16 protein-coding genes and 4 pseudogenes are annotated in these 19,721 nt (G+C 68.6%); 11 read left to right on the top strand and 9 right to left on the bottom strand.

What is annotated here, in order from left to right; all coding sequences use genetic code 11:
* The 4 genes from L0P92_RS02115 to L0P92_RS45375 form a co-directional block, all read left to right on the top strand.
* Positions 1 to 1,523 (top strand): benzoate-CoA ligase family protein (locus L0P92_RS02115; RefSeq protein WP_308289601.1); only part of this gene is annotated, 1,523 nt, incomplete at its 5' end.
* Positions 1,524 to 1,546: 23 nt separating this feature from the next.
* The gene (locus L0P92_RS02110) at positions 1,547 to 3,124 is read left to right on the top strand and encodes a class I adenylate-forming enzyme family protein (RefSeq protein ID WP_234760669.1); all 1,578 of its coding nucleotides are present in this window, start codon (positions 1,547 to 1,549) and stop codon (positions 3,122 to 3,124) included.
* Positions 3,121 to 4,308 (top strand): FAD-dependent monooxygenase, encoded by a 1,188-nt coding sequence (locus L0P92_RS02105; protein ID WP_234760667.1) that lies wholly within the window; start codon positions 3,121 to 3,123, stop codon positions 4,306 to 4,308. The genes L0P92_RS02110 and L0P92_RS02105 overlap by 4 nt, the downstream gene beginning before the upstream one ends.
* Before the next feature lie 567 nt (positions 4,309 to 4,875).
* Positions 4,876 to 5,121 (top strand): aminotransferase class IV, encoded by a 246-nt coding sequence (locus tag L0P92_RS45375; protein WP_308289599.1) that lies wholly within the window; start codon positions 4,876 to 4,878, stop codon positions 5,119 to 5,121.
* 72 nt (positions 5,122 to 5,193) lie between these two features.
* Here L0P92_RS45375 and L0P92_RS02095 read toward each other — a convergent pair whose 3' ends face one another.
* From L0P92_RS02095 to L0P92_RS02070, 6 genes are all read right to left on the bottom strand, one after another.
* Complete coding sequence (locus L0P92_RS02095) at positions 5,194 to 5,679, bottom strand: carboxymuconolactone decarboxylase family protein (protein ID WP_234760666.1); 486 nt, start codon at positions 5,677 to 5,679, stop codon at positions 5,194 to 5,196.
* Between the two features lie 501 nt (positions 5,680 to 6,180).
* On the bottom strand, positions 6,181 to 7,521 hold the full coding sequence (locus tag L0P92_RS02090; RefSeq protein WP_234760665.1) for a DUF3500 domain-containing protein: 1,341 nt from the start codon (positions 7,519 to 7,521) through the stop codon (positions 6,181 to 6,183).
* Positions 7,522 to 7,749: 228 nt separating this feature from the next.
* A complete protein-coding gene (locus L0P92_RS02085) occupies positions 7,750 to 9,219 on the bottom strand; it encodes a sensor histidine kinase (protein ID WP_234760664.1) in 1,470 nt (489 codons plus the stop codon).
* A complete protein-coding gene (locus L0P92_RS02080; RefSeq protein WP_234760663.1) occupies positions 9,216 to 9,941 on the bottom strand; it encodes a response regulator transcription factor in 726 nt (241 codons plus the stop codon). The genes L0P92_RS02085 and L0P92_RS02080 overlap by 4 nt, the downstream gene beginning before the upstream one ends.
* Before the next feature lie 286 nt (positions 9,942 to 10,227).
* Entirely contained in the window at positions 10,228 to 10,983 is a 756-nt protein-coding gene (locus L0P92_RS02075) for a dienelactone hydrolase family protein (protein WP_234760662.1), read from the bottom strand.
* 73 nt (positions 10,984 to 11,056) lie between these two features.
* Complete coding sequence (locus tag L0P92_RS02070; RefSeq protein WP_234760661.1) at positions 11,057 to 11,548, bottom strand: VOC family protein; 492 nt, start codon at positions 11,546 to 11,548, stop codon at positions 11,057 to 11,059.
* A gap of 122 nt (positions 11,549 to 11,670) precedes the next feature.
* Between L0P92_RS02070 and L0P92_RS02065 the strand changes: the two genes are divergently transcribed.
* The 6 genes and pseudogenes from L0P92_RS02065 to L0P92_RS02040 all read left to right on the top strand — a co-directional run.
* Complete coding sequence (locus tag L0P92_RS02065) at positions 11,671 to 12,231, top strand: TetR/AcrR family transcriptional regulator (protein ID WP_234760660.1); 561 nt, start codon at positions 11,671 to 11,673, stop codon at positions 12,229 to 12,231.
* Positions 12,232 to 12,318: 87 nt separating this feature from the next.
* On the top strand, positions 12,319 to 13,170 hold the full coding sequence (locus L0P92_RS02060) for an SDR family NAD(P)-dependent oxidoreductase (protein WP_234760658.1): 852 nt from the start codon (positions 12,319 to 12,321) through the stop codon (positions 13,168 to 13,170).
* Positions 13,171 to 13,227: 57 nt separating this feature from the next.
* Positions 13,228 to 13,923: a TetR/AcrR family transcriptional regulator gene (locus tag L0P92_RS02055; protein ID WP_372497191.1), complete on the top strand. Its 696-nt coding sequence runs from the start codon at positions 13,228 to 13,230 to the stop codon at positions 13,921 to 13,923.
* A gap of 12 nt (positions 13,924 to 13,935) precedes the next feature.
* Positions 13,936 to 14,706, top strand: a complete 771-nt coding sequence (locus L0P92_RS02050; RefSeq protein WP_234760653.1) for a glucose 1-dehydrogenase — start codon at positions 13,936 to 13,938, stop codon at positions 14,704 to 14,706.
* A gap of 195 nt (positions 14,707 to 14,901) precedes the next feature.
* A pseudogene (locus L0P92_RS45620) lies at positions 14,902 to 15,164 on the top strand (IS481 family transposase); the annotation flags it as partial.
* A gap of 37 nt (positions 15,165 to 15,201) precedes the next feature.
* Positions 15,202 to 15,629: pseudogene (locus tag L0P92_RS02040) on the top strand (transposase family protein); the annotation flags it as partial.
* 226 nt (positions 15,630 to 15,855) lie between these two features.
* Here L0P92_RS02040 and L0P92_RS02035 read toward each other — a convergent pair.
* A complete protein-coding gene (locus tag L0P92_RS02035) occupies positions 15,856 to 16,986 on the bottom strand; it encodes a cytochrome P450 (RefSeq protein WP_234760652.1) in 1,131 nt (376 codons plus the stop codon).
* A gap of 281 nt (positions 16,987 to 17,267) precedes the next feature.
* Between L0P92_RS02035 and L0P92_RS02030 the strand changes: the two genes are divergently transcribed.
* Entirely contained in the window at positions 17,268 to 17,933 is a 666-nt protein-coding gene (locus tag L0P92_RS02030; protein ID WP_234760651.1) for a TetR/AcrR family transcriptional regulator, read from the top strand.
* A 450-nt stretch (positions 17,934 to 18,383) separates the two neighbouring features.
* Here the strand turns inward: L0P92_RS02030 and L0P92_RS02025 are convergent.
* Positions 18,384 to 18,558: pseudogene (locus L0P92_RS02025) on the bottom strand (IS110 family transposase); the annotation flags it as partial.
* A pseudogene (locus L0P92_RS45615) lies at positions 18,525 to 19,192 on the bottom strand (DUF6192 family protein). The pseudogenes L0P92_RS45615 and L0P92_RS02025, both read right to left, overlap by 34 nt.
* Positions 19,193 to 19,721 lie beyond the last annotated feature (529 nt).

Here is a 19,721-nt window from a genome sequence, read left to right as displayed (position 1 = left end):
CCGCGCCCCCTGCCAACGCGGAAGGGCCCGGCAACCTGGCCGCCCACCTCGCCGACCTCGCGAAGCGGCGCGGTTGGACCGACCGGGCCGCCTTCCATCAAGACCACCAGGCGTGGACCCACGGTGAGGTGCACGACCTCGCGGCCCGTGCGGCCACTGTGCTCGCCGAACACGGCGTGCGTCCCGGTGACCGCGTGCTGCTCGCACTGCCCGACGGAGTCGCCTGGGTGGCCTCCTTCCTCGGCGTCGCCCGTCTCGGCGCCGTAGCGGTCCTGGTCAACCCCGAACTCCCGGCCGCCGACCACGCGTTCACGGCCCAGGACACCGGGGCCGTGCTGTGCGTGACGGGACCGGGGCTCGAGGACGCGAAAGAGTCGGCGGGCCGGTTTGCCGGACGGCAGTGCCTGGGTGCCGATCAACTGGTCGCGCTCACCTCGGCCGCCGAGCCGGCCCCTGCCCACCCGGTCGACGCGCACACCCCCCTGTACGTTCAGTACACCTCCGGCACCACGGGCCGTCCCAAGGGCGTCGTGCACACGCACGGCGACCCGAAGACCTACCACGACCTCATCGGCCGGCGGGTGCTGCGCATCACCCAGGACGACGTCGCTCTGTCGGTGTCGAAGCTGTACTTCGCCTACGGCTTCGGCAATGCCTTCGTCTTCCCCCTTTTCTCGGGCTCCTCCGCGGTCCTGGTGGCCCGGCGTCCGACCCCGTCCGCCGTCGATGAACTCGTCGCCCGGCACCGGGTGACCCTGCTGTATTCCGTGCCGTCCGCGTACGCCGCCCTGGTGACCGACCGCGGCAGTGGCCATGAGGCCTGCTTCGCCTCGGTGCGTGCCGCGGTGTCGGCCGGTGAGGGCATGCCGGAGGGGCTCGGCAGCCAGGTCACGGAACTGCTGGGCGCGCCCGTGCTGGAGCAGATCGGTTCCACCGAGGCCGGTCACGCCTTCTGTGCCAACGGCTTCGAGCACAACCGGCCGGGCACCGTCGGCCGACCGGTACCCGGATTCGAGGTCGAGTTGCGGGACCGGGCCGGGCGCCCGGTGCCGGACGGTGAGGAAGGCGAACTCTGGGTCCGCGGGCCGACGGTGACTCCCGGCTATCTGAACCGGTCCGAGGAGACCGAACGCACGCTCGTCGGCGGCTGGCTGGCCACGCGGGACCGGGCACGCCGCGAGCCGGACGGTACCTACCGGCACCTGGGCCGCGCAGACGACATGGAGATGGTCGGCGGCATCACCGTCTCTCCGCTGGAGGTGGAGGCCGTGCTGCGCACCCATCCGGCGGTGAAGGAGGTCGCGGTCGCCGCCGTCACCGACGGGCACGGCATGAGCCGGCTGCGCGCCTTCGTCGTACCCCTCACCCCGGCGCCGGCGGGCCTGGAGACCGACCTCCTCAGACTCGCCCGCGAACATCTCGCCGCCTTCAAGGTCCCCCGCGGCGTCAGCCTCGTTCCGTCCCTGCCCCGCACCCCGACCGGAAAGCTGCGCCGCCAGCTGGTCCGGCAAGGCGCGTGGTGACCATGCCAGAGAGGAACCGTCCCATGCCACAGCAATCCTTGCCTTCCGGACGTGGCTTCTATCTGGGCCCGGCATTCCGGCGCGCGGCGGACCGGTACGGAGCCGTCCTGGTCACCCTGGACCGGCCGCTGGACGTCCGCCCTGAGCTCGGCCCGGATCTCACCTACCGGGTGCTCGCCGACGTGGTCGACGACCTGTCCGACCGACTCTGGGCCGCGGGAGTGCGGCCCTCTGAGCAGGTGGCCATCCATAAGACCGACAATGTGGACATTGTCCTGCTGGCTTGTGCCGTCGCCCGCATCGGTGCCGTCCCGGTGCTGCTGTCGCCCGCGCTGACCGGCTCGGTGGCCGGGCAGTTGCTGGCCCGGCTGCGGCGGCCCTGGCTGATCACCGACCAGGCGAAGGTGGAAGGCCCGCTCGCCGACGTCACCCTGCCCGCAGGACGAACCCTCTCCGTGGACGACGCCCCCGGAGCCGATCCACTGGAGAAGTACGCCGGTGCCGAACCCGCCGCACCCGTACGGCTCCACCCCCGGGAACCCTCCCTCATCACCCACAGTTCGGGCACCACCGGTGTCCCCAAGCTCGCCGTGCACTGCCCGAACACCATGTGGAACCGGCTCGTACCGCAGCAGGCCATGGGCTGGCCCACCCGTGGTGAGACCGCGGCGCTGCACATGTCCTTCGTGCACTCGCGCTTCTACCACCTGCTCGGCGTCCTGCTCCACTTCGGCAGCCCGCTCGTGCTGATCACCGACCCGGCGCCGGCCAAGGTAGCCCCCCTGCTCGTCCGGCACCGCCCGGGCATCGTCGAGACCCACCCCAACACCTTCGTGCTGTGGGAGGAACTCGCCGACGCCCCCGGCGCCCCGCTGTCCCGGGTCCGGTCCTACGGCTCCACGTTCGATGCCATCCACCCGCGCACCGTACGGCGGCTGCTGGACGCCTCGAAGCGCCGCTCGCCGTGGCTGATCCAGTTGTACGGGCAGAGCGAGACGGGCCCGGTCGCGTTCCAGTGGTTCACCCGGCGCAGCGCCGCCCGCGCGGACGGCCGCCGGGTCGGTACCGGCATCCCCGGCTTCACCCGCGTCCGCGTCACCGACGCGGAGGGCCGGCGAGTCGCGCCCGGAACCGTCGGCCGGATCGAGGCCCACACCAGGGGCCGCATCCTCACCTACCTCGGCATGCAGGACCGCTACGACCGTCAACTCACCGACGGCTGGTGGGAGATGGGCGACATGGGCTACCGCAGCCGGCTGGGCGTCCTTCATCTGGTCGACCGGGAGATCGACCGAATCGACTCCGTGCACAGCAATCTGGAGGTGGAGGACGCCCTGATGTCCCGCCTGGAGGAACTGCGCGAGGTCGTCATCGTGCCCGGCGCGGACCGCGAACCGGTGCCGGTGGTGTGCGTGCGCGGCGAGCGGCCACTGGACCCGGAGCGCTGGCGGGAGGCTACGGCGGATCTTCCCGCAATGGCGCCGCCGCGGCAGTGGCGGTTCGAGGAGCTGCCGATGACCGCGACCTGGAAGGTGAAGCGGGTGGAGATCACCCGCATGCTCTCCGAGTCCGAGTCCGAGTCCGCGGGCGTTCGCGCGTGAACCCTGTCCTCGTGGTGGGCGCCGGCCCCGTGGGCCTGGCGGCGGCGCTCGGGCTGCGTGCGCACGGACTGGACGTCATGCTGCTGGAAGCGGATCCGAAGGGCCGCGAACGGCCGGGCAGCCGGGCCCTGTTCGTGCACGGGGAGACTCTCGGCCTGCTCGACGGCATGCAGCCGGGGCTGGCCGCCGAGATCACCTCGTACGGACAGACCTGGCACACGAAGCGCACTCTGTACCGGGGCCGGGAGGTCTACTCCCGCACCTTCCCGCCCTCGCCCCGCCCTCCGGGACTCCCGGCTTTCACCAGCTTGCGCCAGGTGGACACCGAACGCTTCCTGCGGGCGGCCTGCGAGCGGGCCGGGGTGGAGTTCGTGTGGGACGCTCGCGTCACCGCCGTACGCAGCAAGCGGTCCGGCGTCACGCTGACCGCCGAGGACGGGCGGACGTGGACCGGCGCGTACGCTGTGGCCGCCGACGGCGCCCGCTCCACCGTCCGGCGCGAGCTGGGCATCGCGATGGAGGGCACGCATGGCAGGGGCTTCCACGTCGTCGTGGACGTGGCCGATGTCCCGGGCGCCGAGCTGCCGTTGGAGCGGGTCTTCCACTACGAGCATCCGGGGGTCGGCGGGCGCAGTGTGATGCGGGTGCCGTTCACCGGGGGCTTCCAGGTCGACCTGCAGTGCCGGGACGACGACGCGCAGGAGGAGTACGGGACCGAGGAGGCCGTACGGCGCCGGCTGCCGGCGGTCGTCGGGGCCGGATACGGCGAACGGGTCCTCTGGGTATCGACGTACCGCTTCCTGCGCAAGGTGGCGGCCTCGTTCACCGATCCGCACCGCCGGGTGCTCCTTGTCGGGGAGGCGGCGCATCTCTTCCCGCCGTTCGGGGCACGCGGTATGAACAGCGGGATCGCCGACGCGGCGACCGCGGCGAAGGCCGTCGCTGCGGGGACAGCCGAGGCGGTCGCCGAATTCGCGGAAGTCCGGTGTGCGGCGGGCCTGTTCAACAGCGCCGCCGCCGGTACGGCGCTGGATCACCTGCGGCCCCGACGCCGGACCGTGCGGGGCAAGCAGCGCGTGGCGGCGGCCCTGGCGCCTGTGCTGCCGTGGTGCGGGGCCTGGCTGGAGCATGCGCCGTACGGTCCCCGGCACGACGCGCCCGCCGTCGCGGGTCGCAAGTACTGAGGAGAAGCTCTTGGTGACACAACCGGCCATCGCGGAAGGCATGTACACATGGACGCCCGGTTGCGGTCTGATCCCGGGTCCGGCAGCGAGTGGGCCACGACTCGTGGCCGACTCGTGGTTGCTGCGTGAGGGACGGATGCGAGGGTACGGCAGGCACCGGGACCGGTTCCTCGGTGCCTGCGGCGAGTGCGGCGGACACGAGCCGCATCGGCTCGTCGAGTTCTGGCAGGACGTGACTGCCGTACTGACTCGCACCGGCGAGTGGTTTCCTTGTGTGGAACTCGCCGCTGACTCCCAGGAGTTGTTGTTGCTGCCGCGGCGGCCCGCTCCACCGCTCGCCGCCGACGTGCGAGTCTGGGCGACGGGGCAGCCCGATCCGCGTGCCGTCCCGCGCCGGAAGGGACCTGACCTGGACACCCTGGCAGAGGTCCGTCGGCGGGCGTCCAGCGAGAGTGGCGCCCAGGAAGCAGTGCTGGCCGCCCTCCGGCGAGGTGCTGGAGGCAGCCACCCGCCGGCGTCCTGTGGTGGGAGGACGACACCCTGTGCCTGCCCCCGGCACGGCTGCCCGTGCTGGCCGGGGTCACAGCAGGGCTCATCGAGGAACGTGCCCGGCAGTCCGGGATCCCGGTCGACCGTCGTGCGCGGACCGTTGCTGAGCTGGACGACCGTGAGGTGTGGCTGGTCAACGCGCTGCACGGAATCCGGCCTGTGACGGAATGGAGGGGACGGCCGATGAAGGCGGCGCCGGCGGAGCGGGTCCCGGAATGGCGGAAATGGCTGGACGAGGTGATGGAGTCGCTGCCGGGGGAATGAGAACGGGGGACACTGGCGACGCCGGGCCGATTTCGATTCGACTCGACGCAATAACTCATGCCGGAATTCATCCTACTTCTGAGTGGGCCGATAACCACCGGGAACCATGCGTGTCGCAATGGCGATCCGGTTGTACGCGTTGATGACGGTGGCTACCGAGAGCAGCGCCGCGATCTGGGCATCGTCGAAGACCCCTGCGGCCTCGGCGTAGACGGAGTCCGGCACCTGCCGGTCGTGCACCAGAGTCACCGCCTCGGCCAACGCCAGTGCGGCGCGCTCCCGTTCGGTGAAGAAGGAGGTCTCCCGCCAGGCGCTGAGCGCGTAGATCCGCTGCTCGGTCCCGCCCTGCGCGCGGGCGTCCTCGGTGCGCATGTCGAGGCAGAACGCACAGCCGTTGATCTGCGAGGCGCGGATCCTGACCAGTTCCAGCAGTTCCGGTTCGACCTTGGCGTCCTGAGCCGCCGAAACGGTGGCCGCGTGGAGGGCCCCATGGCCGCGGACATGTCGGGGAATTGCCTTCTTGAAGGCTACACGGGATATGTGATCGTGGTTGCTCATGGGGCGACTGTACCCGCGATATAGAGGCGAGAAGTCGCTATTTCCCAAAGGCGATGAGAGATAATTCCGAGCACAATGCTTCCAGTCGCTCCATGACCGTGTCGGGAGGAACTGACGCATTCTCGGTCAGCGGGATATGAGGCGCCTTCACCAACGCGGCCGCCGCGTTCGCTGACTACGTGTCCGGGCTGGGCACGATGCGCACCCACTGGCCCACGGTCAAGCTCCTTGCCCACATCCAGGCAAGCGCGGCACGCATCATGTCCCGAGGCTCATGGCCATGGAAACCGAGCGGCAGTCGCGGACGAGCCCACGCCAGGGAAGTGCAGGACGGTTCGAAGCTCGCACATCGCGGCAACGGAATGTGCGGGCGGACGATGCCAGGCTTGACGACGTGGTCTCGGCCCAAGCTGTCCGCAGGGCTGTCGAACGATGCGGCATCGAGGGCCGCACCCGGGACGGGCGCGGCCCCTTCGATGACGGGAATGCTCGGTTGCTACGTCACTGGTGGTGCGGTGACGTCAGGTAGTGCTGTCGGAGGAGTTCCTTTCCGTAGTCGTTGCCGTTGGGGGTGCGGATGACGGAGTGGACGTGCTTCTGGGTCGCGCCGCTGCCCTGGCTGGCGCCGTAGGCGCCGGCGAGCGGGCCGGGGGCCTGGCAGTCGACCTCGACCCAGACGACCGGGCTGTGCACCCGGACGTAGAATGCGGAGTCGTCCTCGATGCCGCCCGCCCACGTCACGTACGTGTCGTTGACGTGCCTCCGGACTTCCGCCATCCGGGCCTTCGCGACGTCGGCCTTGGCACGACTCGCGAAGGCCTCGACGATGCCGAGCAGCTTCTGCTTCTGGGCGGCGGAGAGCTTGTTGCCGCGCAGGCCCGTGTACGCCTGGACGGTGTTGTCGGAGAAGGCGCCCGCCTTCATCGACTCGTTCGACTTGGTCGAGGACTCGATGGCCACGGCCTGCTGGGCCGCGGTGAGTGAGTTGATGAAGGCGAGACTCGCGACGACCTCCTCGTGGCAGACCGTCACGGTCTCGCCATCGATCTCCATCGAGGTCGGCTCGGAGCCCCAGAAACAGGGGCTCATGACGACCTGGTCGCCGAGGACGAAGTAGTTGATGACCAGGTGGTGACCGTCGAACTGGAAGCCCCAGGGCTCGGTGTCGGACGGGGTGCCCATCACCGTGTAGTAGAAGGCGTCCTCGTTGAATGAGTCCGTCTTGCCGATCGCCTCGCCGGCCGCCTGGTTGATCTTGCGGATCTTCTCCGTGGTCTCCAGGCCGTCGGCGCTCAGCGCCGACTTCAACAGAGCGGTGCCCAGGGCCTTCTGATCGTCGCTCAGGTCCGCGAGGGAGACGCCCTGGCGGTCGTAGGAGTCGATGTTGCTCCACAGCCGCCACTCGGTGGAGTGGACCGTGAACTGCGTCGAGGACTTCTGGGTGTCGGTGAGCCCGCCCAGGAAGGCGTTCGCGGCGGTGATCACGGGGCCCGTCTTCACGCCGGTGGAGTGGATCGTGAAGAGGTCGTCGATCCGCTTGCCGTCGGTGGTGAGGCCGACGAAGTCCTCGGTGATCGACTGGTTGCCGGGTCCGCCTGTGCCACCACCGGGGCCACCGCTGGGGGCCCCGCTCGGGGCCGGGGAGGCGGTGGCGTCGGCCGTGCCGGTGGTGTCGTCGGCCATGGCGGCCCAGGCACCGGCGCCGCCCATCGTCGCCACGGCCGTGGCACCGCTGGCGAAGAACACCTTGCGCATGAAGTTGCGACGGCTCGCATGCGCGCGGCGGCCGGTCTCCGACCGCTCCTCCTGCGCCGCGGACTCCCCGGTCTCGAACTCGGACATCGTCACTGGCTCCCTCAGTCTTTGGCGCGTCCATGGCGGACGGCCGGGCGACGTCGACTGTGGCGGAGCAACCTGATTTGAAACTGAACTGAGGTCTCCGGACCCGGCGAACAGCCGGGTTCCCAGGTGTAGAAGATGCGAATGACCTGCGTTTATGTGAAGTCGCTGAGACTTCGGGGTGAGTGTCCCCGAAGTCCTGAACAGTCCGCGGAAGACGCAGGCGCGGTGTCAGATCTCCCGCGTGAGCGTGGGTTCGCCGTTGCCGGCAAGTGGCAGTTCGATCGTGAACACCGTGCGGCCGGGCTCGCTCTCGACACCGATACGGCCGCCGTGGGCCGCCGTGATGGCGGTGACGATGGCCAGCCCAAGTCCCGTTCCGCCCTCGTCACCGGTGGTGCGGGAGCGGGAGGTGTCGGCGCGGGTGAAGCGCTCGAAGACCGTGGGGAGGAGGCCGGGCGGGATACCCGGCCCGTCGTCGCGTACCCGGACCACGCACGACTGCTCCGTCGCCTCGACCGTGGCGGTGACCGTGGTGCCGGGCGGCGTGTGCGTACGGGCGTTTGCCAGCAGGTTGGTCACCACCTGGTGCAGTCGCGCCGAGTCGCCGATCACCACCGCCGGGGCGTCGAGGAACACCTCGATCTGCCACTCGTGTCCACCACCGGCGGCCCGCGCGTCCCAGAGCGCCTCGGCGACCAGGATCGTGAGATCCACCTCCTCCCGCCTGAGCGGCCGTCCCTCGTCCAGCCGGGCGAGCAGCAGCAGGTCCTCCACGAGAGCGGTCATGCGCACGGACTCGGCGGAGACGCGGCGCCAGGCGAGTGCGGGGTCGATCCTGTCGGTGCCGCGATCCATCAGAGCCGCGTAGTTGACGATGGACGCGAGCGGCGTGCGCAACTCGTGGCTGGCGTCGGCCAGGAAGCGGCGCATGCGTTCCTCGGTGCGCTGACGTTCGGCGAGTGAGGACTCGACGTGGTCGATCATGCGGTTGAGGGCGGCCCCGACCTGTCCGGCCTCCGTCCCGGTGTCGGTGTCGCGTTCGGGTACCCGGACGAGTCCGGAGACCTTGCCATGGCCCAGCGGGGCACGGGAGACGCCGACCGCAGTGGCGGCCACCCTGCTCAGCGGCCGGAGCTGGCGCCGGATGACGACGGCGCAGACGCATCCGGCGACGGCGAGCCCGGCGGTCGCCAAACCGGCCTCGATCACGACCAGGTTGTTGATCATGTCCTGTACGTCGTCCATGGGCAGGCCGGCGAGGACGGGCACGCCCTCGCCGTCGATGGCGGTCACCCGGTAGGTGCCCAGGCCGGGGACACGCCGGGTGTGGAGGGACCCGTCCGTGGGGACACCGTCCAGCGCGGCGACCTGAGCGGCCGTGAGGGGCCGTGGCACGGCGTCCGAATCGACGAATTCGGCGGCGACGACATCGCCGTCGAGCCGGGCGGCGATCGTGCCGGCCGGCTGCCCCCGCTCGTTCAGGAAGCCCAGGTCCTCCGCGTCGCCGGCCCGCCGCTGGAGCCCGCCCTGGCTGCGCTCGGCGGCGTCGCTGACCCGCTGGTCCAGGTTGCCCAGCAGATAGGCGCGTTGGGCGTAGATGGTCGTGAGTGCCATCGCGGCACACACCACGGTGAGCGTGAAGCCGACGAACAGCAGGAGACGGGTGCGCAGGGAGTGCCCGCGCATCCGGGGCCTCATCTGCCCTCCTCGGCCGGGCGGATGGTGTACCCCATCCTGCGCAGGGTCCGGATCATCGGAGCCCGGCCCTTGTCGATCTTCCTGCGGAGGTTGGAGATGTACGCCTCCACGAGGTTGCCGCCGGCATCGAAGGAACTGCTCCACACGTGGTCGAGGATCTGGGCCTTGCTCAGCACCTGGCGCGGGTGGCTCATCAGCAGCCACAGCAGGTCGAACTCCTTGGCGGTCAGCTCGATGGGCGTGCCGTCGCGGTGCGCCTCGCGGGTCTTCTCCATCAGGACCAGATCGCCGACGGTCAATACGAACTCGTCGGATCTCGCGTCCTCGACGCCGGCCCGGCGCAGCAGGCCGCGCAGCCGCAGAACGACCTCCTCCAGGGAGAAGGGCTTCGTCACATAGTCGTCGGCGCCGGCCGAGAGTCCCTCGATGCGGTGCTCCAGCGCGTCCCGGGCGGTGAGCATGAGAACGGGCAGTCGGGGGTTCTCGTACCGCAGACGCCTGAGCACCTGCACACCGTCCAGGTCGGGCAGCATCCCGTCGAGGACCACGGCGTGCGGCGCGCAACCGCGTGCGGTGCGCAGCGCGCTCTCCCCGTCGGCCGCCGAGTAGGGTCGCCAGCCCGCTTCGGTGACGGCCACGGACAACGTCTCGACGAGCCCGGGCTCGTCATCGACGATCAGCACGCGGATCAGGTCCTCGTTGTTTCCGGAAGCACCAGACATGGTTCGATCCTGCCGGGGTTGATTGGAGCTTGCTGTGCCGGGACTTGGCGGGGCCTGCGGATCGGCAACCGGGGAGCCGATCCGTCGGGAACCGGCGCACCGATACCTGCGCGGGGCGTCGTCGCGACGGTGACACGTGAGGAGAACCCATCGGTGACGTCACGGCGGGCCCGAAGCCACATTGACGCCTGCCGCCACTCTTCCGCCGGTCCGGATCGACCTTCGCGGAGTGAGGAAGCTCGTGCGCGCGAACACCTGGTGCCTTCGGCCGGCGGGGCCGCCCGAATCAGAGCGTGCGAGCGAAGAGCGCGAGCAGGGCCGTCCAGTGTCGCTCGGTCGCCTTGGCGTCGTACATCGCGGTGTCGGCCTGGGTGAATCCGTGAGGGGCTCCGGTGTAGACCTCGGTGCGGTGTGAGACGCCCGCCGCCATGAGGGCCTTGTCGAGGCGGTCGATCTGCTCGGCGGGGTTGGTGGCGTCCTGGTCGGCATGACCGAAGTAGAGCTCGGCTGTGACGCGGTCGGCGAGCAGGTGCGGACTGTCCGGCGCGTCCGTGGCGAGGTACGCGCCGTGGAAGCCGGCCGCGGCTGCCACGCGGCCCGGGTACGTCCCGGCAGCGCGCAGAGCAAGCGCGGCCCCCATGCAGTAGCCGCTGACGCCCATCTTGCCCGCCGCGACCAAGGGGTGGGCGGCCAGCCAATCGAGGTATGCCCCGGAATCTTCCACGAACCTCTCGGACGTGAGGGCTTCGGCAGCGGGCCGCAGACTCCGGAAGATCTCCGGGCGCTCGGCGGGATCGATGAACCCGGGAAGGTCGACCACGGGTGCGCGGCCATTCCGATAGAACACGTTCGGGACCAGGACCGTGTATCCGGAGGAGGCGAGTCGGTCGGCCATCGACTTCAGATGGGGACGCAGTCCGAAGGCGTCCATGAACATCAGGACAGCGGGATGGCGTGCTCCGTCATCGGGATGGGCGATATAGGCGTCGGCCCGGCCGTCCGGCGTGATGATGTCGACGGAGGATCCGTGTACGTCGGCCATGGCGTGTCTCTCAATCACTGGGTAAGCGTGAATCGACCAGGTGACGGTCCGGTCGCGTGGTGTCCGGTGAGCCCTACGCCCACATCTGCGCGTAGGGATGGGAGCACACCTCGATGACGGTGCCCCACGGGTCCTCGCAGTAGATCACCGCATATCCCTTGCCCGGGTCGATCACCAGGGGGGCCGAGCGGATACGGCCGCCCTCGGAGGCGATGCGCTCGGCGGTCGCGTGGACATCCCTCGCGGTGACACCGAAGTGATGCATCCCGGTGCGCCAGTATTCGAAATTGTTCTCTCGCGGGGTCGTCGGGGGGTTGTCGAAGTGGAACAGCTCCAGGCCGACCCCGTCAGGACCGCAGAGGTGGGCGAATCGGAACCTCTGGAAGTCCGTTCCGTAGATGCTGGCCACGGCCCGTCCGCGAGACGAATCGTCCTCGACCACCTCGATCGGCCCTTTGAGCAGGTACATCCCCAGAACGCGGCCGTACCACTCGATGGCTGCGGACAGGTCGGGAACCGTGACGCCGACATGGGAGAAGCTGACGGGCGGGGCTGTGCTCGTCATGGGTTTCCTTTCACGAGGCGCAAGAGCTGTCGCAGGTGTGAGGCGGACAACCAGCTCGTCAGATGGAAGCAGGATGCGACCAGGCAAGTCAAACAAACTTGTTTGTATGTAGACTCGGTCGTATGAGAAGGACAGGCGCGGAGGCGAGGCAGCGAATTCTCGAGGCCGCCAGGGACGAGTTCACCCGCCATGGCGTCGACGGTGCCCGCATCGACCGGATCGCGAGGAACGCCGGAGCCAGCAAGGAGCGGCTCTACGCGTACTTCGGCGACAAGCAGGCACTCTTCGACGAGGCTGTTCGCGGCGCCATCGAGCGCAGTTCGATGGCGGTCGATATAGAGGCCAACGATCTGGTGACCTACGCAGGTCGCCTCGCGGCGTACTTCTTCCGGCACCCGGACGACTTGAGGATGATGGCGTGGATACGGCTGGACGCCCAGTGTGAACGGGCCCTGATGGTCGACAGCGTCCTCGCCCATCAGGAACTGAAGCTCGCCGCCGTACGCAGGGCCCAGGCGGCCGGCATCGTCGATGCGACATGGGATCCCGGCGAACTGTTGCAGGTGATTCTCGCCATCTCCACTTTCTGGGCCAAGGCCTCCGGGACTGACGGCCTCACCGAAGGGCGTTGCGTCGAGGTCGTCCAGGAGGCGGTGCGGCGTTTGGTCGCCCCTGCTCAGTGACTCCCGGCGAGCGTCGACTCCCCTGTTGCTCGCCGTCCTACCAAAGAGGCGGAAAGGGAACAGTTCGTGATGAGTGAAGGTGCGAAGATGGATCTTCGCGGCCGCACGGTTGTCGTGACCGGCGCGAGTTCGGGGATCGGAGCCGCTGCGGCTCGACGCTTCGCGGCCCTCGGGGCCAGGGTCGCCGTCGTCGGCAGATCTCTGGAGAAGACCACGTCGGTAGCCCGGGGCATCGGTGCGATGGCGCATGTGGTGGACTACGGCGACCTGGACGACGTACGGCGCCTGGCCCGTGAACTGCTGGAGATCTACCCCCGTATCGACGTCCTGGCCAACAACGCGGGTGGGTGGTACACCTCACGCAACGAGAGCCGGGATGGCCACGAGCTGACCTTCCAGGTCAATCACCTTGCGCCCTTCCTCCTGACCAACCTGCTCCTGAACAGGCTGGCGCAGGCCCCGCAGAGCGCCAGAGTGGTGAACACGGCCAGCATGGATCATCTCAAGGGGCGGCTCGATCTGGACGACCTCGACGGCACGCGGCGGCGTTACCACTGGCGGAGCGCCTATGCGACGGCCAAGCTCGCGACTGTGATCTTCACTCGGGAACTCGCTCGCCGTTCGCGGGAAACGAGGTTGACCACCTCGGCCTTCCATCCCGGTGTCGTGGCCAGCGACGTCGCTCGGGACAGCGCGATGATGTCGGCGCTGATGGGGACGCGTCTGTTCAAGGCCATGACATCCACGCCCGAACAGGGCGCCGAACCGCTGCTCCACCTGGCCACCACCCCCGACGCGGCTGCCGTCAACGGAAAGTACTTCAACCGCCTCAAGCCCGGGAAATCGACGAATCCACAGGTGGACGAGCCCGACCTGGCCCGTCGACTGTGGGAGCGTTCGGCTGAACTGACGAACCTGCCGGACATAGCGTTTCTCTGAGAGAGTGAATCGCTTCCCCAGAGGCACCAGCGGCCGTGTACGGCTCCAGAATTAATAATGTCAAGTATTGGTACGAATTTGATGTCGAGAACGGTGAGAGCGTCCACCACGCAGACACGGGACAAGCTCATCCGTGCCGCAGAGGAAATCTTCGCCAGGGACGGGGTCGACGGGGGTCAGATGCGCGACATCGTCCGTTCGGCGGGGCAGAGCAACCCATCAGCCGTGCAGTACCACTTCGGATCGCGGAGGGGACTTCTCGACGCGGTGATGGCTCTGCATCACGAGCGCACGGACAGTGTGTTGACGGGCCTCGTCAAAACCTCGCGAGGCTCCGCCGTCGAACCTGCCGTAGAGGGAGTAGAGGGACTCGACGGGCAGGAAGCGGTCCGTGCCCTGGTACTGGCACAGGCAGAGGAACTGGGCACCGAACGCGGCCGACGTCGGTTGTGTGTCGCCGCCCAACTGAGCCACGAGAGCGGGATCCGCTCCCGCGTCCCGCATCCGGAGCTGCGCGGCAGCGTCCACTGGGATGTCATTCAGCGTATGGACGACGTCCTGCCGGACGGATTGGCGGAGCCTCTCCGCAGGGAGCGGCTCGATCTGGCCCTGACCCTCATCTCCGCGGCCCTGGCAGACCGTGCCCGTCGTTCACTGGCAGGTGTCGAACACCTCACGGGCGATCAGATCTTTCTCGCCGAACTGGTCAGCATGACCACCGCACTTCTGCGGGCAACCCCGCCCGCAGCCTGAAAGGAACGACAGATGAGCAACGCATTCGGCCTCCACGGCAAGACGGTCCTGATCACCGGCGGTTCCCGGGGCATCGGTGCCGCGATCGCGCGGCAGGTGGTCACCGCGGGTGGCGCGGTCGTCATAGCGGACGTCCTGGACGACGACGGCAAGGCCACAGCAGCAGACCTCGGTGAGCGCGCCCGCTTCGTGCACCTGGACGTGACGTCGGAAGAACAGTGGCGGCAGGCGGTTGAGCTCGCGGTCGCGGAGTTCGGCACACTCAGCGGTTTGGTGAACAACGCGGGTATCGCCACAGCCCAACTCCTGCACGAGGAATCCGTCGAGAACTTCCGCAAGGTGATAGACGTCAACCTCACTGGCGTCTTCATCGGCCTGAAGACCGCGATCCCCGTCATGCAGAGGAACGGCGGGGGATCGATCGTCAATATCTCCTCAGCCGCGGGTCTGATGGGCGTCGCCCTGACCTCGTCCTACGGGGCTTCGAAGTGGGCGGTACGCGGGATGTCCAAGATCGTCGCCGTGGAACAGGGGCTGTCCAGGGTGCGGGTGAACTCCGTGCACCCCGGCATGATCTACACCCCCATGACCGCGCCGACGGGTATTGAGCCGGGCGAGGGCGGCTACACCAACGCCCCCATGGCCCGGGTCGGCGTGCCCGACGAGATCGCCTCAGCTGTCGTCTATCTGCTCTCGGACGCTGCCGCCTACGTGACAGGGGCGGAACTGGCCGTTGACGGAGGCTGGACCGCCGGGCCCGCGGTCAAGCCTGTCACGGAATAGCGAGGGTGCGTTCCCGGCGACGTGCCCTCCACCGAGGGCGGTGACGGGACAGAAGACGACGAGGCCCCGTTGCGGTGACGGGACAGAAGACGACGAGGCCCCCGTTGGGGAGGTCGGCGAGGGCGGGCGGGCGCCCTCGCCGATGCGCATCGCGTTGAACGTGACTCCCGACCAACAGGTCCGAGAAAGACTGGGCAGTTCGGCCGGATCCCCGACGGCGGCGGCCACGAGGTCCTGGGCCGAAAGGCCGGCCGGGCCCGGCGAAGCAGCGTGGGCTTCGACTACATCCACTCCGCCGTCGATGACCACACCCGCCTCGCCCACAGCGTCCACGGCGACGAGAAGGCCGTCACCTGCGCACCTGCGCAGACTTCCTCCGCCGGGCCGTAGCCTTTTTCACCACCTGCGGCATCAATCGCATCGCATGGGCGCTGACCGACAACGCCTGGCGCCAAAGGGTGTTGCACAAGGCTGTGATCAGGGCATTTCCCTTGTATGCGTGGGGTGTTGAGGGCTGATCCGCTGTGGGTGGAGACGTTCAACGGGCTGCGGATGAACCAGTTCGAGCGGTTGTTGAAGGTGGTGCGGGAGCGAGGTGGCGAAAGGCCGCGCATAGGCCGCCGGTGGTGTCTGCCGCTTGCCGACCGGTTTCTGGTGGTGGCTGTCTGCTACCGGACGAACCTCACCATGCGGCAATTCGCGCCACCGTTCGAGGTGTCGTCGGCGACGGTGTGCAGGGTCGTCCAGCGGCTGCGCCCCTCCTCGCGCCCGAGCCGACCGCGCGTCCCGTCGACGCCGCGGACCGGCTGTGGATCGTGGACGGCACGCTGGTCCCGGTCCGTGACCGCAGGGTCGGCGCCTCCAGCCGCAACTACCGGTTCTTCGCAAACGTGCAGGTCATCATCGATGCCGACACTCGCCTTCCGCGCATCGAACTGGTCGGTCCATGGATAGGGAACGGGCCTGTAAGTCTCATTCCTGCCAAGTATGTTTGTCGCCACGGGGGCCGCCTGCTCGGTGGCATGGGTGCGGCTCTCCATCCGCAGCGAGGAACTCAACACCTCGTGCTGCCGGCGTGCCACGTCTCAGACCCGCGTGGGCCGGACGCCTCTCTGGGCGTCCCAGCCGATTCGTGATGCCCCGTCACTGTCAGCGGCCCGCCGGCAGTACGGAATCCCAGGCCACGGGCAGGGCCGCGGGGCCTGTCACCGCGGCGTCGGTCTTGAACTCGATCTGCTCGAACGGAACGGCCAGGCGCAGTGTGGGGATCCGACGCTGCAGGGTCTCCAGCACCACCTTCAGCTCCACACGGGCCAGTTGCTGGCCGACACACTGGTGCGGCCCGTATCCGAAGCCGATGTGCTGGGAGGAGGCACGAGTCACATCGAGCCGGTCGGCGTCGGGGAGGTGCTGCACATCGTGGTTGGCCGCCTGCGCGGCGGCGATGACGAAGTCCCCCGCTGCTATGCGCTGCCCCGCGATCTCTGTGTCGCGGGTGGCCTCTCGCATGAGACCGGTACCTACGCCGAGATACCGCACGAGTTCTTCCACGGCGCCGGGTATCAGGGACGGGTCAGCCCGTAGCAGGGCGAGTTGGTCGGAGTGGTGCAGCAGAGCCAGCATGCCGTAACTGATCATGCTGGCGGTCGTGTCGAATCCCGCGATGAGCAGTCCAGCGGCCGACACTGCCAACTCCGTGTCCGAGAACGGCTGCTCGCCGCCGGTCCCGCGCGTGATCAACCGGCTGATCAGGTCGTCGCCGGGCTTGTGCCGCCGCTGTTCGACCAGGGAGCCCACGTAGCTGAACAGGGGGGCCATAGCCGCCTCGGTCTCTTCGACATCGCTGTTCCGGTCGAAGAGCGTCGCGGCCGCTTTCTGGAACACGGGGCGGTCGGCTGCGGGGACACCGAGCAACTCGGCGATGATCGAGGAGGTCAGCGGTACCGCGAACCCCTGATAGAGGTCCACCGGCGGGGCCGTCTCGGCGAGTGCGTCGATACGTTCGTCCACCAGCAGCTGCACTGCGGGGCGCAGCCGCTCCATACGCTTGACGGAGAGTTCCGGGCCGAGCAGCCGGCGGAACCGCAGGTGTTCAGCTCCGTCCATCCTCGCGAACCAGCCCGCCGGGACCGGAGCGTCGGGCGGCGTGTTGGCGAGCACGTGTCCGACTTGCCCAGACCGGTTGCTGAAACGATCCGGGTCGCCGAGCACCTCGCGCACATCGCTGTAGCGGGTGACCAGCCATGCCTCGATGCCTGTCGGACTGGTGACCCTGACCACCGGAAAGTCCGTTCGGATGCGAGCGATTTCCGGAGCCGGCGTGAAGGGACATTCCTGTTCGCGGGGAAGAGGGAGGGGGAGCGGGGCGTCAGGGATGGGATGAGGGGCGTGCGCGGATGCCACGAGGGGTCTCTCCTCGAATCGAAGCAGAGAGCCGTCTGTCCATCACGGACAAATGGCCGTTACTGACAGATTAGCGGTCGGGAAGAGATGGCGATACCCCCGGTCGGTGATTGGCCGGTTCGGTTGCCCTTGGTGACGGCCGGGGCTACTCTGCGGCGATGCATGATCCACGGGCAGCGCACGAATCGGCGGTGAGGGCAGACGGCACCGCCCCAGAGGGGCTGCGCGAACGCAAGAAGCAGGTCACGCGCGCAGCCTTGATGGAGGCTGCGATGGATCTCTACGAGCGCGACGGGTTTCACGCCACGACCTTGGAGGACATCGCCGCCGTCGTGGGCGTCTCGGCGCGCACCCTCACCCGTTACTTCGGCTCGAAGGAAGGCGTGGTCCTGGGGTACGAGGACGACTACCACGCCATCGTGGCTGGTGAGCTCGCCCGTCGGCCGGCCGGAGAATCTCCGCTGGAAGCACTGCGCGCCTCTGTGCTCGCCGCGCTCGGAGCCGAGGGGGTAGACAGTGGACGCTACCTGCGGCTGCAAAGACTGATCATCACCACGCCCGCCCTTCTGGCCAAGAGCCTGGAGCGAACCACAGAAGAGAGTCACAACCTTGCCGGCCTGCTGGCCGAACGCATGGGAGCGAGTCCGGATGCCGACATGCGCCCACGGCTGGTCGTCAGCGTCGTGCAGGCGGCGCTGCAGACCGCGAAGGAACACTGGTTGCGCGGCCAGGGTGATCCCTCTGAGGATTTGACGGATTTGGTCCGCCACGCTCTGGACCTGCTGGGGCCCGGACTCACGCCGCCGCTGAAGCGACCTGGCTGACTCGTTTGGGCACCGACGTCGTGGCATGCCGAACGCGGTGTTGAGGCGACGTGACATCCCTGAGGCCAGCTGGGACGCGGAGCTGGTGGAGGACCGAACAGAGCTCCCCCGGGGGTTTGTGCTGGTAGCGAGTCGGGATCCGGCCGACAGTCGTCTGTGTCGGCTACGGCATGCGCTGCCGTCGGTGCCGTACGAGCAAGGACCGGTGCCCCTGGCGCGCCCGCTCGCATGGGCGCCCAGGTCTGGGCTGATGTATGACGAGAATTTCCGGGCGGTGTGCCCGCCATGCCGGTGCGGCCGTATCGCCACCTTCGCCCCGCCTTGGGTGATCGGGACTGGTGGTGAGTGCCTTCCGTGTCTGTAGTCGGGGAGGTGGAACGGCTCCGGGGTGAGTTATCGGACGTGGCGTCGGCGAAGCCGTGGGCGCTGGTGCGTGCGGCCTCCAACTGCGTCGGTCCGCAGGATGTTCGCGAGGACCATGCGTCGAGATGGTCGGACTTCTTGCGTGCGACCGAATGCCGTCGCGGTAGCGGTCGGCGGCCACCGGATCGATCGCATGGATGGGGCGACCGGTCGTACGAAGGCAGGCGATCAGCAGGTCGTGGGAGGTCTCGATGGCCACCGGGCCAACCGGATCGAGTCGGTATGCCGGGCGTCGGTATGCGGAGTCGGTCGCGCTCCCTTCTGGAGCGCCCAGTTCACTCGCCTCGCAGGAGCCGCACCAGCGCCTCGGCCACGCCCACGTCGGCGGTACCGGCAGTGTGTTCGATTCTCTCCGGCGTGGCGCACCCTGGCCACGTTCTCCCGCAGGACGGCCTTGTCGTTGTCGGACATGGTCCGCCTGGCGGCGGCCGCGAAGGCATGGCGGTCCCGGACCAGGTCCAGGAACTCGGCCGTTCGCGTCAACTGCCGGAGCGCGGGGGCGAGTTTGCCGGCCCGCTCGCACTCCTCACGGGCCTGGAACCTGCGTTCGACCTGGGCCTGGCGGACCCGCCGCGTGCTCGGTCGTCGCCCATCGCATTGAACACGACGTCGGGCCGGTGTAGCAGCCGCCTGGCGGCCCCCCGGGGGGCACCTCGTCGCGGGCAAGGCCGACGATCGTCTCGACGTGCACCTGCGGGGTCCTTCTGGGCCACTGCCGGGCGTTGCGGCAGGTCCGCCGCGACCTGAGCGGTGACTTGGTCGTCGACGGCCCGACCACGGATCGCGGCCACCTTCTCCTTCTGCGATTCCGGATGCTGCGCGTTCCACCCACGCACCCGCCTGGCCGGCGTCCTGGGGTCCACCGGTGCGTTCCGAAGTTGCGGGTTGAACAAAGGGTTGCGGATCACTACCAGTCCCGACGCGGTCGATGTCCAGCGAGGCCTTTCTCCACTTTGTGTTCCGGAGGCCAATGGGTCGCGGCAAACCGGTAGTTCAGCAGTCTGTAGGCACACATACTGATGTCGTCGGCGAACCTGGCCATCGTCTCCTCCAGCGACTGCACATTCTGGCCCACGGCGGCCCGCGTACGCTCCTTCGACTGAAGGGGCTCAGCTTCCACAACGTAGTCGTCTGGTTGAAACCCTTGTCCCGCTCGGTCTCGACCAGCAGTCTCGACTCCGACATGAGTTCGTCGTAGATCTCCCGGAGCACGGCCGATCATGGTGGGCCTTGGCATCACCACCTGCCGCGGATCAGCAATACACCGCATTGTGACGGTGATCGACCCCGGCCACTCACACCGCCGGGCAGACCGCACACACCCGCTGTCCTTCGCCATCTCGTTCGGCCGCGGCCCGGCGTCGA

This window comes from Streptomyces muensis (genome assembly GCF_021474425.1).
In the GTDB taxonomy this organism is placed as follows: Bacteria; Actinomycetota; Actinomycetes; order Streptomycetales; family Streptomycetaceae; genus Streptomyces; species Streptomyces muensis.
The sequence above is the reverse complement of the archived record's forward strand: the minus strand, read 5'-3'. Positions and strand labels throughout refer to the sequence as shown.

Excerpts from the sequence above, each read along its gene's own strand:
- L0P92_RS02110 (WP_234760669.1), top strand. The coding sequence starts at position 1,547 with ATGCCACAGCAATCCTTGCCTTCCGGACGTGGCTTCTATCTGGGCCCG.
- L0P92_RS02095 (WP_234760666.1), bottom strand. The coding sequence starts at position 5,679 with ATGAGCAACCACGATCACATATCCCGTGTAGCCTTCAAGAAGGCAATT.
- L0P92_RS02090 (WP_234760665.1), bottom strand. The coding sequence starts at position 7,521 with ATGTCCGAGTTCGAGACCGGGGAGTCCGCGGCGCAGGAGGAGCGGTCG.
- L0P92_RS02085 (WP_234760664.1), bottom strand. The coding sequence starts at position 9,219 with ATGAGGCCCCGGATGCGCGGGCACTCCCTGCGCACCCGTCTCCTGCTG.
- L0P92_RS02080 (WP_234760663.1), bottom strand. The coding sequence starts at position 9,941 with ATGTCTGGTGCTTCCGGAAACAACGAGGACCTGATCCGCGTGCTGATC.
- L0P92_RS02075 (WP_234760662.1), bottom strand. The coding sequence starts at position 10,983 with ATGGCCGACGTACACGGATCCTCCGTCGACATCATCACGCCGGACGGC.
- L0P92_RS02070 (WP_234760661.1), bottom strand. The coding sequence starts at position 11,548 with ATGACGAGCACAGCCCCGCCCGTCAGCTTCTCCCATGTCGGCGTCACG.
- L0P92_RS02065 (WP_234760660.1), top strand. The coding sequence starts at position 11,671 with ATGAGAAGGACAGGCGCGGAGGCGAGGCAGCGAATTCTCGAGGCCGCC.
- L0P92_RS02060 (WP_234760658.1), top strand. The coding sequence starts at position 12,319 with ATGGATCTTCGCGGCCGCACGGTTGTCGTGACCGGCGCGAGTTCGGGG.
- L0P92_RS02055 (WP_372497191.1), top strand. The coding sequence starts at position 13,228 with ATGTCAAGTATTGGTACGAATTTGATGTCGAGAACGGTGAGAGCGTCC.
- L0P92_RS02050 (WP_234760653.1), top strand. The coding sequence starts at position 13,936 with ATGAGCAACGCATTCGGCCTCCACGGCAAGACGGTCCTGATCACCGGC.
- L0P92_RS02030 (WP_234760651.1), top strand. The coding sequence starts at position 17,268 with ATGCATGATCCACGGGCAGCGCACGAATCGGCGGTGAGGGCAGACGGC.